The 16,218-nt window shown below is 43.2% G+C and carries 14 protein-coding genes, 1 pseudogene and 1 other annotated feature; of the genes and pseudogenes, 11 read left to right on the top strand and 4 right to left on the bottom strand.

Going from position 1 to position 16,218, the window contains the following annotated elements; genetic code table 11:
• Positions 1-5 precede the first annotated feature (5 nt).
• Entirely contained in the window at positions 6-839 is an 834-nt protein-coding gene (locus KO511_RS16135) for a TauD/TfdA family dioxygenase (RefSeq protein WP_215988437.1), read from the bottom strand.
• Between the two features lie 354 nt (positions 840-1,193).
• Here KO511_RS16135 and trxB point away from each other — a divergent pair, with 354 nt between their 5' ends.
• The 3 genes from trxB (at position 1,194) to cydC (ending at position 5,769) form a co-directional block, all read left to right on the top strand.
• The gene (gene trxB, locus KO511_RS16130) at positions 1,194-2,156 is read left to right on the top strand and encodes a thioredoxin-disulfide reductase (protein ID WP_215988436.1); all 963 of its coding nucleotides are present in this window, start codon (positions 1,194-1,196) and stop codon (positions 2,154-2,156) included.
• A gap of 111 nt (positions 2,157-2,267) precedes the next feature.
• Positions 2,268-4,055, top strand: a complete 1,788-nt coding sequence (cydD, locus tag KO511_RS16125) for a heme ABC transporter permease/ATP-binding protein CydD (RefSeq protein ID WP_215988435.1) — start codon at positions 2,268-2,270, stop codon at positions 4,053-4,055.
• On the top strand, positions 4,048-5,769 hold the full coding sequence (cydC, locus tag KO511_RS16120; RefSeq protein WP_215988434.1) for a heme ABC transporter ATP-binding protein/permease CydC: 1,722 nt from the start codon (positions 4,048-4,050) through the stop codon (positions 5,767-5,769). The genes cydD and cydC overlap by 8 nt, the downstream gene beginning before the upstream one ends.
• Positions 5,770-5,851: 82 nt before the next feature.
• Here cydC and rluB read toward each other — a convergent pair whose 3' ends face one another.
• The 3 genes from rluB to rnm form a co-directional block, all read right to left on the bottom strand.
• The gene (rluB, locus tag KO511_RS16115; protein ID WP_215988433.1) at positions 5,852-6,793 is read right to left on the bottom strand and encodes a 23S rRNA pseudouridine(2605) synthase RluB; all 942 of its coding nucleotides are present in this window, start codon (positions 6,791-6,793) and stop codon (positions 5,852-5,854) included.
• 303 nt (positions 6,794-7,096) lie between these two features.
• Positions 7,097-7,717 (bottom strand): L-threonylcarbamoyladenylate synthase, encoded by a 621-nt coding sequence (locus KO511_RS16110; RefSeq protein ID WP_215988432.1) that lies wholly within the window; start codon positions 7,715-7,717, stop codon positions 7,097-7,099.
• Between the two features lie 124 nt (positions 7,718-7,841).
• Positions 7,842-8,684 carry an RNase RNM gene (gene rnm / locus KO511_RS16105; RefSeq protein ID WP_215988431.1) on the bottom strand — a complete coding sequence of 281 codons (843 nt, stop codon included), beginning with the start codon at positions 8,682-8,684 and terminating at the stop codon, positions 7,842-7,844.
• Positions 8,685-8,765: 81 nt separating this feature from the next.
• Here rnm and KO511_RS16100 point away from each other — a divergent pair, with 81 nt between their 5' ends.
• From KO511_RS16100 to KO511_RS22555, 8 genes and pseudogenes are all read left to right on the top strand, one after another.
• Positions 8,766-8,891 carry a Trp operon leader peptide gene (locus KO511_RS16100; RefSeq protein ID WP_215988430.1) on the top strand — a complete coding sequence of 42 codons (126 nt, stop codon included), beginning with the start codon at positions 8,766-8,768 and terminating at the stop codon, positions 8,889-8,891.
• Positions 8,838-8,940 (top strand) — a sequence feature (Trp leader region). (Overlaps the previous gene by 54 nt.)
• Positions 8,941-9,067: 127 nt before the next feature.
• A complete protein-coding gene (locus KO511_RS16095) occupies positions 9,068-10,633 on the top strand; it encodes an anthranilate synthase component 1 (RefSeq protein WP_215988429.1) in 1,566 nt (521 codons plus the stop codon).
• A 3-nt stretch (positions 10,634-10,636) separates the two neighbouring features.
• Positions 10,637-11,242, top strand: a complete 606-nt coding sequence (locus tag KO511_RS16090; RefSeq protein WP_215988428.1) for an aminodeoxychorismate/anthranilate synthase component II — start codon at positions 10,637-10,639, stop codon at positions 11,240-11,242.
• A gap of 10 nt (positions 11,243-11,252) precedes the next feature.
• A complete protein-coding gene (trpD, locus tag KO511_RS16085) occupies positions 11,253-12,251 on the top strand; it encodes an anthranilate phosphoribosyltransferase (RefSeq protein ID WP_215988427.1) in 999 nt (332 codons plus the stop codon).
• A 25-nt stretch (positions 12,252-12,276) separates the two neighbouring features.
• Entirely contained in the window at positions 12,277-13,704 is a 1,428-nt protein-coding gene (gene trpCF, locus KO511_RS16080; RefSeq protein WP_215988426.1) for a bifunctional indole-3-glycerol-phosphate synthase TrpC/phosphoribosylanthranilate isomerase TrpF, read from the top strand.
• Positions 13,705-13,793: 89 nt separating this feature from the next.
• Positions 13,794-14,984: a tryptophan synthase subunit beta gene (gene trpB, locus KO511_RS16075; protein WP_215988425.1), complete on the top strand. Its 1,191-nt coding sequence runs from the start codon at positions 13,794-13,796 to the stop codon at positions 14,982-14,984.
• Positions 14,984-15,790, top strand: a complete 807-nt coding sequence (trpA, locus tag KO511_RS16070; RefSeq protein ID WP_215988424.1) for a tryptophan synthase subunit alpha — start codon at positions 14,984-14,986, stop codon at positions 15,788-15,790. Before trpB ends, trpA begins: the two co-directional genes overlap by 1 nt.
• 210 nt (positions 15,791-16,000) lie before the next feature.
• Positions 16,001-16,096 (top strand): annotated as a pseudogene (locus KO511_RS22555) (integrase); the annotation flags it as partial.
• Positions 16,097-16,218: the final 122 nt, after the last annotated feature.

The following is a 16,218-nucleotide window of genomic DNA, read 5'->3' as shown; positions in this document are numbered from 1 at the left end:
CATAATTAGTATGACTGTAAATCCTCTCCCCTCACAGTGACACGGTGCAATCGACGTAGTCTGTCACCGTAATCGGTTACCGCAAAGTGTTGAGTAGATATATTATCCCATAGTGCTAAAGAATTTGGCTGCCATGTAAAACGTACCTGAAATTCGGGTAATCTAGCGAGTTGATACAGTTTTTCAAGAAGTGCGTTACTTTCTGCCTCTTGCAATTCGTTGACTTTGCGGGTGAACTGCTCGTTAACAAATACAGTTGGGTTTCCAGTTTCAGGATGACGAACTATGAGAGGATGTTTTACCGGAGGGTAATTGATTGAAACTTTGGCAACGTGACTCTGCCCACCCTCTACCAGAGAATCATAACGACTGCCTTCAAATGCATGTAGAGCATGAGTAGCTGTTAACTCTCTTAACAGGTTTTGCTCATCTATCGTTAGACTCAACCATACGGCTTCCATGGATGTCCATATGGTATCTCCTCCCCTGTCGGGACAAATCTGGGCATGCAGGATGGAGCAACGGCAAGGTCTCTCTTGCCATGTCAAATCAGTGTGCCAATAGCTTCTACTTGGTGGATTACCAGGTGATGTTTCAATCACAACCACCTGTTCTTCATCCTCTAAGTGTGGAAAAAATGGGTGAACAGGTTCAAGTTCCCCAAAACGTTTCGCTAGAGACATGTGCTGCTGCGGCGTCATAAATTGGTTATGAAAAAATAGCACCTTATAGTCAAGATAAGCTTGATAGATAGTTTGAAATTCAGCATCACACAATGTAGAAAGATCGACATCTTCCACAAGCGCACCAATCTTAGGTGATAAAGGGGTTATATTCACAGTTCATCCTCGTTTTATCGACTAACAAACACAGACCGTTCAACAGCCAAAACTATTACACACTAGCAAAAAATGCTTGCATTTTACTTTATTGAAATAACATATTAACTCAATTTTCTAGTAAGTAGTTTCTTGTTGTAGAGCCCTACAACTTTAATTAGAGTGAAACGATCACCACTATTTGCAAACTATTGCTAGAGAGAAGCACCAATCCCCTATTACCCATATCGATATTGTTTACGCTCTAAGCTATAACCATTACTTACACTTGAATAGTCGAATGGCGCTTTCATTACAATCACATATTCCATACAATCAAAAGTATTGTGATGGGTATTTATCAACGGAGCGCAAATGAACGAAATCAAACACAGTAAGCTTCTTATTCTTGGTTCTGGCCCAGCGGGATACACGGCAGCCGTGTACGCCGCAAGAGCGAATCTACAGCCTGTTCTCGTAACAGGTATGCAACAGGGTGGACAACTAACAACAACCACAGATGTTGAAAACTGGCCAGGCGATCCTGAGGGACTGACAGGTCCCGCACTTATGGAACGAATGAAAGAGCACGCTGAGCGCTTTGAAACGCAAATTATTTTTGACCATATCAACCATGTTGATTTCAGCAAACGGCCTTTCATACTGAAAGGTGATAGTAACGAATACAGTTGCGATGCACTCATTATTTCTACAGGGGCCTCAGCCAAATACTTAGGGTTGGAATCTGAAGAAGCATTTAAAGGTCGGGGGGTATCTGCCTGTGCTACGTGTGACGGTTTTTTCTATAAAAACCAGAAGGTTGCTGTGGTAGGCGGAGGAAACACTGCCGTTGAAGAAGCACTGTATTTATCTAACATTGCTTCTGAAGTTCACCTCATACATAGACGTGACAGTTTTCGTGCGGAAAAAATTCTAGTCCGTCGGCTAATGGAGAAAGTTGAAAGTGGCAATATTATCCTGCATACGGATAAAGTTCTCGAAGAGATCGTTGGTGACGACATGGGCGTTACTGGTGTCCGTATAAAAGATACCAAGACAAACGAGGTAGAAGGACTTGACGTCATGGGTGCCTTTATTGCTATCGGTCATCAGCCAAATACAGGTATTTTTGAAGGCCAACTGGATATGAAAGATGGTTATATTATTGTTCAATCTGGACTTAATGGTAACGCTACTCAAACCAGTATTCCTGGCATTTTTGCCGCAGGAGATGTAATGGATCACACCTACCGCCAAGCTATAACCTCCGCAGGAACAGGTTGTATGGCCGCACTTGATGCTGAACGTTATCTAGATACACTTGCAAACGGTAAATAATATTTTTCACTTTTGAGTCAAATCCTGAAAGCCTCGTGGTATTACCATGAGGCTTTCTTTTGTATAATCGACTGCTTAGGGTCATCAAAGTACTTATCAATAAGCCTCATAATGGATAAAAACAAACAGCGCAACTTGAACAAATGGCTCAAGCAGCAGAGTAAGTTAGCGAAATGCTGGCTGAGTGCTGCTATTGGGCTTGGTGTTATTTCAAGCCTATTTCTCCTGGCTCAGGCCGCTTTACTTGCGACTATTCTTCAGCAGCTGATCATTGAACAAGCTCCTAAACAGCAGCTTATTCCCTACTTTTTAGGTCTAATTGTCATTATCGCTATGCGGGCTTTATGCTCTTGGGGGCGAGAACTGGCTGGATATCGTTGCGGAGAACAAATTCGTCTTTACATACGACAATTAATTCTTGATAAGTTACGTGAGTTAGGCCCCGCTTATATCAAAGGTAAGCCGGCAGGATCTTGGGCAACACTGTTATTGGAACAAGTCGAAGATATGCATGATTTCTTCGCCCGTTATCTGCCACAGATGTCGCTTGCGGTGTTGGTTCCAATTGTGATTCTTGTGGTCGTTTTTCCAATAAACTGGATAGCAGGTCTAATCTTTTTGGTTACGGCACCACTAGTGCCATTATTTATGGCTCTTGTGGGTATGAAAGCAGCAGATGCAAACCGCAAAAACTTTAAAGCGCTTCAACGCTTGTCTGGCCATTTTTATGACCGCTTACAATCTATGACCACCATTCGTTTATTTGACCGCACTAAGGCCGAAACAGATGTTATGCGCGCCGCATCTGAAGTCTTCCGCTCTCGCACCATGGATGTGCTTAAGATCGCATTCTTATCTTCTGCCATCCTCGAGTTTTTCACATCAATTTCCATCGCTCTGACTGCGGTATACTTCGGATTTGCTTTTATCGGAGAAATCAATATCGGTGATTATGGTCTAGGCGTAACACTGATGGCTGGTTTGTTTATTCTTATACTTGCGCCTGAATTTTATCAACCACTCCGAGATTTAGGTACTTTTTATCACGCCAAGCAACAAGCCGTCGGGGCTGCCGATAGTATCGTCGAGTTTCTAGAGACAGATGCAACAGCCGTGAGTTCCGGAAATCGAACTTTAGACGTAACATCAGGTATTAGTATTTGTGCCCAAGATTTGGAAATATTTTCGTCGCAAGGTGCCAAGTTACTCGGCCCAATCAATTTTGAAATCAAAGCGAATCAACATACTGCATTGGTTGGCCCAAGTGGCGCAGGAAAAACAAGTCTAGTCAACGCTATATTAGGTTTTCTGCCCTATAAAGGCTCATTAACCATTAATGGTATTGAACGTACAGAAATTAATCTGAGCGACTGGCGCGAGAATATCAGTTGGGTTGGTCAAAACCCTCTGTTAGTCCATGGCACAATTAGGAATAACATCACTTTAGGCAAAGATGATGTCAAAGAGAGTGTCATCAACACGGCTTTAAAAAAGTCTTTCTCATCAGAGTTTGTCGAGCAACATGGACTGGATTACCAAATTTCAGATCGCTCAGGTGGGTTGTCTGTAGGACAAGCTCAACGTATTGCTCTTGCGAGAGCCATGATACAAAACGGACATTTTTGGCTCCTTGATGAACCAACTGCGAGTTTAGATGCACGTAGCGAAAAACTGGTGATGGAAGGCCTTGAAAATCAGATTGAAGGCAAAACATCCTTAATGGTGACTCATCAACTTCTTCCTCTAAAGAATGTCTCTCATATACTCGTTATGGAGAGTGGCATGATTGTCCAACAAGGCAACTACAACCAACTTAGTAACCAAAATGGCTTGTTCCAAAAGATGTTACTAGCCAATCAAACGCTTTCCCAAACGAATAAGGGGAATCTTGATGCGTGATTTATTACCCTACCTGAAGCTTTATAAAAAACATTGGTTTGGCCTTTCACTAGGCATGTTCTTAGCGTTATTGACGATGCTTGCCTCTATTGGATTACTGACTCTCTCTGGTTGGTTTCTATCGGCGGCAGCCATTGCTGGATTAACTATTGCTCGGGAAACTTTCAACTATATGTTACCTGGCGCGTTTGTTCGTGGTTTTGCTATGGGTCGAACCGCTGGTCGCTGGGGTGAACGAGTAGTCAGTCACAACGCTACTTTTAAGCTATTGACAGACCTGCGTATATTTTTCTTCTCCAAACTTGCTCCCCTAATTCCGGGCAAGGTATCCAACCTTAGAGATGCAGACATTCTCAATCGCTTAGTTGCAGATATAAGTGCGATGGACCATGTTTACTTACGTCTCATCAGCCCAATGGTTGTAGGCTCTCTGGGCATTGTAGGTCTTACCGTCCTTCTCAGTTGGTTTGATACAAAGCTAGGTCTAACTCTTGGGGGCATCTTGCTCACTCTACTCATACTTTGGCCTATTCTGTTTTATAAACTGGGCAAACATAATGGGGCTGAGTTGACAAATAACAAAGCCAACTTAAGAATTGCCACTCTAGACTGGCTTCAAGGCTATAGTGAGCTTACGCTTTTTGGCGCAGAAGAACGCTACCGAAATGCAATTTTTGATATTCAGCAACGCCTACTCAATAATCAACGGTTTAACGCTCACTTTACCGGAGTTGCTCAAGCGCTACTTATACTTGCGAACGGCTGGACAATTGTCCTCATGCTGTGGCTTGCTGCTGACGGAGTGGGCGGGCAGTTACCCAATCCTATGATAGCTCTTGTTGTCTTCGCTACCATGGCAAGTGTTGAAATCCTCATGCCAATTGCAGGCGCATTTCAGCACCTTGGACAAACTATTACCTCTGCGCGCCGACTCAACGACATTACTTTATCAACTCCGGATGTTCAGTTCCCAAGTGAGCCCTTAGAACATAATCAGTCATACTCAATTGAGTACCAAGATGTCAGCTTCCACTATCCTGATACTACAACGAACGTTTTATGTAATATAAACCTCACAATATCAGCAGGACAACGAGTCGCCATTCTCGGCCAAACAGGCTCAGGGAAGTCAACTTTATTGCAGTTGCTCAATCGATACTGGGATGCACAGAAAGGAAATATTAAGATCGCAGGACAGCCTATTGCTCTATGGAGTGAAAGCCAACTTCGCCAAGCAACAACAGTGGTTAGCCAGCGAGTCGATATACTCAATGGAACTTTGCGAGATAATCTACTCATGGCATCTTCGGGTGCCACCGATGAGAAACTGCATGAAGCATTATCCAAGGTAGGCTTATCTAAGCTTACAGACCAGCAAGGATTAGATAGTTGGCTTGGAGATGGTGGTAGGCAGTTATCGGGAGGAGAAAAACGTCGAATTGGTATAGCTAGAGCACTGTTACATAATGGTCCAATCTTATTACTTGATGAACCGACTGAAGGTTTGGATAAGCAAACTGAGCGTCAGATCATGCAGTTATTTAACCAGTATTTCGAGAACAAAACCGTAGTATTTATTACTCATCGACTTGTCGAACTCAGCAAAATGGACGCTATTTGTCTTATTGAACAAGGCGAAGTTGTTGAATATGGAACGCACGAGGCGCTTATGGCAGACAAAGGGCGCTATTTCGAGCTCAACCAATCTCTTTGACGAAAGCTGATTAACTCGGTACTTCGTTTATCCAAACCCACCATAAAAAAAAGCAGCTTAATGCTGCTTTTTTCATACTGAGTTAACGATGTTTACTTCGACTGCCTTGTTCGCCAGCACTTCTGCGTGTCTTTCTTCGCGCTGGATTGTTACTACGACCGCCTCCACCACTACTCACCCGCTCTTCATGGCGCTTAACTGCACGACGAATTTTCTGGCTGCGAGAACGCTCACGCTTACGTGAAGTATTGGCTTTCGTTTCCTCAAGTAGCGTTTCTTTTTCTGGTTTTAGCTCTACCAGCTCACGCAAGTAATTCACTTCTTTAAGGTCAAGCTCCATCCATCCACCACGAGGAAGTTTCTTATCCAAAAATATATCACCGTAGCGAACGCGTTTTAGACGGCTTACCGTACAATCTTGAGACTCCCACAAGCGACGTACTTCTCTGTTACGGCCTTCATTGATAACCACGTAGAAGGTATGGTTCATACCATCACCTCCTGCATGAACAACATCTTCAAAACGCGCTACGCCATCATCTAGCTCAACGCCACTGACTAGATTACGTACTTTCTTCTCATCAATTTCACCGAAAACACGAACTAAATACTCACGCTCAACTTGGCGACTCGGGTGCATAAGTCGATTTGCCAACTCACCATCAGTGGTAAAAAGGAGTAATCCAGATGTATTTGCATCTAAACGACCAACAGAAATCCAACGAGAGCCCCGCATTTTTGGTAAACGGTCAAATACAGTTCGGCGACCTTCAGGATCATTACGAGTACAAAGCTCACCTTCAGGTTTGTAGTACACCAATACGCGACAAACCACTTCTTCCTGCGCCTTGGCAGAAACAATATGCCCGTCGATGCGAACGACAGCATTTTCATCTTCTAAACGCTCACCAAGCTTAGCAACAATACCATTGACACTTACGCGCCCCGCCTTAATTAGTGTTTCTAGTTCGCGTCGTGAACCATGGCCTGCTCGCGCTAATACCTTCTGTAATTTTTCGTTCATTGTTTTACCTTTGTGTCGTCTTCTCAGACGTCAGTTCTACTTTGCGACCTAAAATCGCGGTCGCGTATTATCGCAAACTCTTGTAAGAAACGCATGCTTTATTTTTAATTTTGACAATTAACATAGTAGGAAGGGTGGCCTTCCATAGATAGCTGTAATTCATGATAAAGGGAATTTAGACACCGCGAAGGTTTATTCAATAATACTTTATAACCTCCACTATTTGGCACTCATAAGCACCGTTTCAAAGCATCTAAGGGTATCCATTATAGATGCTTTAGCCATAGTATCTAATAGTTTACATCACTCAAATGCTGATGGATCACCTGAACCTATACGGGCTATAACAGGTTCATCTTCACTGAAATCAACCACTGTCGTTGGTTGTTCTCCGAGATAACCACCATTAAGAATACAATCTACTGCATGCTCCAGTTTATCTCTGATATCTTCTGGGTCGGATTCCGTGACATCATTACCAGGTAATATCAGTGACGTGGACATTAACGGTTCACCTAGCGCTTCCAGTAAGTCAAGTGCGATACGGTTATCTGGAACTCGAATACCTATTGTTTTGCGTTTACTATTCATCAAACGGCGCGGCACTTCCTTAGTTCCCTTAAAAATAAAGGTAAAAGGGCCTGGGGTATTATTTTTCAAAAGGCGAAAAGCGCCATTGTCTACACGTGCATATATAGACAATTCAGATAAATCACGACATAGTAGCGTAAAATTATGCTTTTCATCTAATTTTCGAATCTGACAAATTCTTTCCAGCGCCTGTTTATTCTCCAACTGACACCCTAAAGCATATCCAGAATCGGTAGGATAAATAACAACACCACCACTACGAATGATGGCCACCGCTTGATTGATCAAGCGAGCCTGAGGGTTTTCTGGATGCACATAAAAGAACTGGCTCATTATAATTCCTCATCATTGAGTCTCTCGACTCTATAAATGTATTAATTCTCTGGTCTTATGACCTTGTTATCTAACTGCTCTCTCATAGAGCTAAATCGACCGTTGAAATCTTACTCTGGTTTGATTATGAACGATCGATGTCCATATCTTTCCAGACTGGTTCGACGCCTGATGGAAGCCAAAGATTCTTACCTAGCTCTGTCCAAGGAGAAGGGTAATGAAAGTCACTTCCTTGAGACGCCAATAGTTTGTATTGTATAGCATAATCTGCCAGATTACGTCTTTCTTGTTGCCCTTGCTGTGGTTGAGCAACTTCCATAGAATCCCCTCCTGCCTCAACAAATGCACCAAGTAGCCTTTTCAACCATTTTGCGGTTAGCTTGTAACGTCCAGGGTGAGCGAGAACGGCTAATCCACCTGCAGAATGTATTGCATCAACGGCCTCTTTCATAGAGCACCAACTTGGAGGGACATAACCAGGGTTATCGCGTGTTAAATATTTCTTAAACACTTGCTGCATAGTTTTCGCATAACCATTATCAACTAACCATTTAGCAAAATGTGCACGAGTTATCGGCGCTTCACCTGCAATGGTTTTTACTTCCTCAAACACACCTTCTCTTGTTGCTTTTGCAAGGCGCTGGGCAATTAACTCAGCACGCACCTGACGATGTGCCTGCTGTTTAACTATCAACTCTTTAAGTTCACTCGATTTAGGATCAATATCGAGACCGACAATATGAATATCTTTATTTTGCCAGACTGTTGAAATCTCAATGCCATCTATAAGCGTGATCGGCAGTTTATTTAACTCAACATAGTGATGGGCATGGTGCAGGCTATCGACAGTGTCATGATCCGTGATGGCTAGCACATCAACATTAAAATCGACGGCCCTATCTATCAACTGGGTAACAGATAGTCTTCCATCAGAAGCAGTAGTATGGCTATGTAAATCAATCTTCATAAACTTACTTTTTAGTTGACTTTTTATCAGCGAACTAGTTTACTAGTACGCAAATACAAAGTATTCCATTAAGGGGTTGTCATGTTACAAGAGTTTAACTCAAACCAAAAAGCGAATCTTGCAGATGATGGCCAATATGCCGTTTCTGAAATTCTTGCTTGCTGGCGTACTTGGACAAGTTCTAGGTGGGCTGACGAATACTTTTAATTGACTCAATTAATGTAATCAGGCCCGCTCTTAAAGCGGGCCTTTTGTTTTGTCGGATATACTGCATTTAACTGGTCATACAAGCATCGATTAGATCACATTCTACATTGGGTGAATGTTTTGTTTATGCGACTATGTATGGCAGGAAGTAAAAGCTATAAATGAAAGGAGGTCTTGTGAACAAGGCCATTGAAATAAAAATGCTGGGCGAGCTGGAAGTCATTCAAACAACGGCTCCTTACACGTTAGATCCAACGCGTCTGTTTCACACTCTATGTGAAAATAAAACAGACAGTTTATTATTGGAGTCCGCAGAAATCAGTTCCAAGCAGAACCTAAAAAGCTTGCTGATTGTCGATTCTGCTGTACGTATAGTCTGCCATGGCCACACAGTGACTATGCATGCACTAACCAATAATGGCCAGTGTCTGCTTAACCATTTGACACACAATATTCATCGTAATATCACTCATTCATTTGACAATAACACGCTAACTCTAGAATTTGAGACACCTAGCAACACACTTGATGAAGACTCACGACTGCGCGAAGCCTCTTCTTTCGATGCTCTTCGACTTGTCCAACATAGCTTCGACATCAGTGAACATGAAAAGCATGCTCTCTTTCTCGGGGGGTTGTTCGCCTACGACATGGTAGCAAACTTTGAACCTTTGGGAGAAGCAGAAACCTCAAATCATTGCCCCGACTATGTATTTTACGTCGCAGAAACTCTGCTTATCGTCGATCATCAACGAGAGTCATGTGATGTTCAAGCGACCCTGTTTGCCGGATGTGCCGAAAAAGCCAAACTAAAAACACGCATACAATACATCCAGTCTCAGTGTGCTAACTTAAAGCTGCTGCCTATCGCGAGGAAGCTAAACAGCGTATCACCTCAACCTAGCGTTAACGACGAAGATTTTTGCCAAATCGTTTGCGATCTTAAGCAATATGTTGTTAAAGGTGATATTTTTCAGGTTGTTCCTTCTCGTCGCTTCACCCTACCATGCCCATCACCACTGGTTGCATATAAAGAACTAAAACTGAGTAATCCAAGTCCGTATATGTTCTACATGCAAGATGAACTGTTTACCTTATTTGGCGCATCGCCAGAAAGTGCATTGAAGTATGAAACTGAAACCAATCAGGTTGAAATTTACCCTATTGCAGGTACTCGCCCTCGAGGCAAGCAGCCTAACGGCCAAATAGATTTTGACTTAGATGGCCGTATCGAACTAGAACTGCGCACGGATAAAAAAGAAAATGCAGAGCACATGATGCTGGTTGACTTAGCGCGAAACGATGTTGCCCGGATTTCACAAGCTGGCTCTCGACATGTTGCGGATCTCCTCCAAGTAGACAGATACAGCCATGTGATGCATTTAGTGTCTAGAGTTGTCGGCCAACTTCGTCAAGACTTAGACGCTCTTCATGCCTATCAAGCATGTATGAATATGGGTACTCTGACGGGTGCACCAAAAATTCGTGCTATGCAGCTTATTCGAGATGTAGAAAGAACTCGTCGTGGAAGTTACGGCGGCGCAGTAGGTTATCTCACCGGCGAAGGTACATTAGATACCTGTATCGTGATTCGTTCTGCCTATGTCGAAAATGGTATTGCACAAGTTCAAGCAGGGGCTGGTGTCGTGTTTGATTCAGACCCCCAAGCCGAAGCTGACGAAACTCGTAGCAAAGCGCAAGCCGTTATTTCTGCAATTCAATTAGCACATAAGGAGCAGTAATAGATGGCTAGCATAGTATTTATTGATAACTTTGATTCTTTTACATACAACTTAGTGGATCAATTTCGCTCTCTCGGTCACGAGGTAACTATCTACCGTAATAATATAGCGGCATCAACAATAGAGGCTGCTATCAAAGAGCTAAGTAACCCTGTAGTCCTTCTCTCACCAGGCCCAGGAGCACCATCTGAAGCGGGTTCGATGCCTAAAGTAATAAATAACCTCAAGGGAAAAGTACCCATTATTGGTATCTGTCTTGGACATCAAGCAATCGTCGAAGCATATGGCGGCACTGTGGCTGGAGCTAGTGACATTGTCCACGGAAAAGTCTCTATGATGGATCATCTCAATCATAGCATTTATACCAATTTGCCTTCTCCACTAGCAATTGCACGTTACCATTCTCTTGTAGCCACTGTCGTTCCAGAGACACTAACGGTGACAGCAGAAGTTGATGGACTTGTCATGTCAGTGGTACAAGAGCAGGATAAGGTCTGCGGGTTTCAATTCCATCCCGAATCTATTATGACAACACAAGGTGCGGTATTACTCGCCAATGCCATCAAATGGGCCCTAGATAAACCAGTAAAAAACACATTGCAGCAATAAGGCAAAGGATATGAACCAAATAATTAATAAACTATACCAACAAGATTCTCTAACTCAAGACGAAAGTCAGCAGCTTTTTGATGTGATTATTCGCGGCGAGTTGGATCCTATACTTATGGCTTCGGTACTGACGGCTCTCAAACTTAAAGGTGAAACACCGGATGAAATTGCAGGAGCTGCAAACGCGCTGCTTGCGAATGCGAACCCATTTCCCCGCCCTGATTATGACTTTGCAGACATTGTCGGTACTGGCGGTGATGGGCATAATACAATAAATATTTCAACTACGGCTGCATTTGTGGCTGCGGCTTGCGGTCTAAAAATCGCCAAGCATGGTAACCGCGGTGTTTCCAGTAAGTCGGGATCCTCAGATTTATTAAGCTCATTTGGTATAGATCTCACGATGGATGCCGATACTAGCCGTGCTGCAATGGACAAGCTAGGTGTTACTTTTCTCTTCGCTCCCCAATATCACAGTGGGGTTCACCATGCGATGCCTGTCCGTCAAACGATGAAAACGCGAACTATATTCAATATTCTTGGCCCACTCATTAACCCAGCTCGGCCAAATATCGAGCTTATGGGGGTTTACAGTGAAGAGCTCGTCAGACCCATTGCCGAAACCATGCTTAAAATGGGCATGAAGCGTGCCGCTGTTGTTCATGGCAGCGGTCTTGATGAGGTTGCCATTCATGGCGAGACTAAAGTAGCAGAAATTAAACATGGACAAATCACAGAGTACACACTTCACCCAGAGGATTTTGGTCTTACTGCTCATCCACTTGACGCAATCAAAGGCGGAACCCCAGAAGAAAACAAAGCGATCATTACCAATATCCTAACGGGTAAAGGTACTGACGCCCAGCTCGGCGCTGTTGCTGTCAATGTTGCCCTGCTGATGAAACTTTTTGATCGTAATGATCTCAAAGAAAATACCAAGCATGCCATTGATACGATGAATTCAGGCCAAGCTTTTGAACTAGTAAAACAACTATCAGCGCATACATAACGGCTCTAGGACAAGGTAGAAATTCATGACTCAGACACAAGACAAACTTTCCGAACACATTTCCGTTAAAGAAGCAAAAATGGCGGAAGTATTAGCAAAAATTGTAGATGATAAATACCTATGGCTAAACAAGCACCAGTCATCTCTGCCTCTATCTGAGTTCAAAGATGCACTGACTCCGTCTGATCGCAGCTTCTATAAAGCTGTCGGTGGTAATAAAACCACATTCATTACTGAATGTAAGAAAGCTTCGCCTTCTAAAGGCTTGATTCGAGAAAATTTTGACCTTGATTACATTGCATCCGTATATAACAAGCATGCTGATGCAATCTCGGTATTAACCGATGAAAAATATTTTCAAGGTAACTTTGAGTTTTTACCACAAGTAAGGCGCCATGTAACTCAGCCTATTTTATGTAAAGACTTCATTGTAGATTCTTACCAAATATATCTTGCTCGCCATTACTCAGCAGATGCGATTCTCCTCATGTTATCTGTACTTGATGACGATAAATACCAAGAACTCGCAACAGCGGCTCATTCACTTAATATGGGTATTTTAACCGAAGTCAGTAACGAGCAAGAACTACATCGTGCAGTGGCACTTGACGCCAAAGTTATTGGCATCAACAACCGTAATCTACGAGATTTAACGACCGATCTTAACCGCACTAAAGAACTGTCACCTCACATCCGTGAGCTGGCTCCACAAGCAACAATCATTTCAGAGTCTGGTATCAATACGCACCAGCAGGTTCGTGACTTATCTGAGTTTGCTGATGGGTTTCTGATTGGAAGTTCGTTAATGGCAGAAGACAACCTTGAGTTAGCTGTACGTAAAGTAATACTGGGCGAAAACAAAGTGTGTGGTCTCACTCAAGCAGATGACGCGGCAAAAGCGTACCAAGCTGGCGCTGTATTTGGTGGCCTTATTTTCGTTGCGAAGTCAAAACGTTGTGTTGATGTTGAATCTGCTCGTCTAACAATGTCAGGTGCTCCCCTTAAGTATGTCGGCGTATTTCAAAACCATGATGTCGAAACTGTCGCTGAAACGGCTAACCAACTTGGACTAAGTGCTGTCCAATTACACGGCGACGAAGATCAAAACTATGTCAAAGCTCTACATTCTCAATTAAGCGAAAACGTTGAGATTTGGAAAGCATACGGAGTGAAGAACTCATTGCCAAGTCTACTCGGAGCACCAGTAGATCGCCATCTCCTAGATACCAAAGTAGGGTCTCAAACAGGTGGGACTGGCTTAGTATTCGACTGGTCACTAATCGAAGACACCAAACAAGTTATGCTTGCTGGTGGTATTTCACCTTTTAACGCTCAAAAAGCTGCTCAACAAGGTTGTTTAGGACTAGATCTGAACTCAGGTGTTGAATTGTCTCCTGGTAAAAAAGATAGCCAAAAATTACAACAAGCATTCGACGCCATCCGTAACTACTGATAAACAAAATAACAGTAGAAGGCTTTAGATAAGAAAATGTTGGTGGAGCCTCAATGAACTACTCCACCTAGAATTAAAGGAATAAAACAATGGCAAAACTTGATGCCTACTTTGGCGAATATGGTGGTCAGTACGTGCCACAAATTCTCGTTCCAGCACTTGAACAGCTTGAGCAAGCTTTCATCGATGCTCAAGACGATCCCAATTTTCGTAGTGAGTTTATGGGCTTACTACAAGAATATGCTGGCCGACCGACTGCTTTAACATTAACTCGCAATCTAACTAAAGGCACAAAAAGTAAAATTTACCTTAAACGCGAGGATCTACTCCATGGTGGTGCACACAAAACTAACCAGGTATTAGGCCAAGCATTACTCGCCAAACGCATGGGAAAGGAAGAAATAATAGCTGAAACAGGCGCAGGCCAGCATGGTGTTGCTACTGCATTAGCTTGTGCGCTGTTAGGTTTGAAATGTCGCGTGTACATGGGTGCAAAAGATGTTGAACGCCAAAGCCCTAATGTATTTCGCATGAAACTTATGGGTGCTGAAGTCATTCCTGTCCACTCTGGTTCGGCCACGCTAAAAGATGCTTGTAACGAAGCCCTTCGCGATTGGTCAGCAACCTATGAGCAAGCCCATTACCTACTGGGCACAGCGGCTGGACCACACCCATTTCCAACCATAGTGCGTGAATTTCAGCGTATGATTGGTGAAGAAACAAAGAACCAAATCTTAGCTCGTGAAGGACGCCTTCCAGATGCAATTATTGCCTGTGTAGGTGGTGGCTCCAATGCTATAGGTATGTTTGCCGATTTTATTGATGAAACAGCTGTACGCCTTATTGGCGTTGAGCCAGCAGGCAAAGGCATTGACACCAATCAACACGGCGCACCATTAAAGCATGGTAAAACTGGCATTTTCTTTGGTATGAAGGCACCATTAATGCAAGATGTAAACGGTCAGGTTGAAGAGTCTTACTCAGTTTCAGCTGGATTAGACTTTCCATCTGTAGGGCCTCAGCACGCACACCTAAACGCCATAGGTCGTGCAGAGTATGACAATGTTACCGATGATGAAGCCTTAAGTGCTTTCCAAGAATTAGCACGCAGCGAAGGTATCATACCTGCACTTGAGTCATCTCATGCTTTAGCTCATGCGCTACGCATGGCACGCGAGAACCCAGATAAAGAGCAACTACTAGTCGTTAATCTATCGGGACGCGGAGACAAAGATATCTTCACCGTTCACGCCATCTTAGAAGAAAAAGGAGTGTTCTAATGAGCCGTTACGAATCTATGTTTTCACGCTTAGACGAGCAAAACCAAGGTGCGTTTGTTCCCTTTGTCACGGTTTGCGACCCTAATCCAGATCAATCCTTAAAAATAATGGAAACGCTAGTCGAAGCTGGGGCAGATGCGCTCGAGCTCGGTATTCCTTTTTCCGATCCTTTGGCTGATGGTCCAACAATTCAAGGTGCCAATATCCGAGCTCTAGAAGCGGGGGCAACACCCGATATTTGCTTTGAATTAATAGCAAAAATTCGGGCAAAATACCCCGAACTACCAATCGGTTTACTTATGTATGCTAACTTGGTCTACGCACGGGGTATTGATAACTTTTATCAGAGCTGCTCCGACGCTGGTATTGATTCCGTGTTGATTGCAGATGTCCCAACAAATGAAAGCGCTGAATTTGTCGCATCGGCAAAAAAACATGGCATTGAGCCTATTTTCATTGCGCCGCCTACAGCATCTGACGACACATTAAAATCAGTAGCAGAATTAGGCAGCGGATACACTTATCTTCTCTCTCGCTCTGGCGTAACAGGTGCAGAGACAAAAGCCAATATGCCCGTTAGTGACCTTCTCAATAGACTCAACCAATTTAGTGCCCCGCCCGCTTTGCTAGGCTTTGGTATCTCAACACCAGAACAAGTAAAACAGGCTATTGATGCGGGTGCAGCAGGTGCTATATCGGGGTCAGCGGTTGTTAAAATAATAGAAACACACACAGAAACCCCAGAAGAAATGCTGGTGCAGCTATCTCAGTTTGTTTCACCGATGAAAGCGGCGACTAATAAATAATACTCCTGTAAGAAAGGGATAAAATATCCTAATAAATGGCAGTGTTCATATAGAAGCACTGCCATTTTTAAATCAAAAATGCCCCAAAGTCCGTTAGATCAAATACTCTATATCTTTTCAAACTTGCCACGCATCATTAGAAAAAATTATCTGAAATCACGGTTTCTAAAATTAATAGGTCACTCAAGTAAGTAACCATGGAGGTGATGTATGGTGACTGGTAATACAAAGAAACGGATATTAGGACAGAAGAAACCCTTTAAGCTTGAAGATATCTGGCGGATTCGAACGCGTTTAGAAATTGAAGGTAAACGGCTCTTCTCCGCTTAGGTGAGTCTAATGTCCACATTCCCTCGTTCTACCATACTGATTAGTAAGTTCTTTTTAGTCTCGATGGATGAATAATACTGGCTCTTCTCCGCTTAGGT

The organism is Vibrio hepatarius (assembly GCF_018860525.1).
GTDB classification, from domain to species: Bacteria; Pseudomonadota; Gammaproteobacteria; order Enterobacterales; family Vibrionaceae; genus Vibrio; species Vibrio hepatarius_B.
Note: the sequence above shows the minus strand (reverse complement) of the source record. Positions and strands in the feature narration are given on the sequence as shown.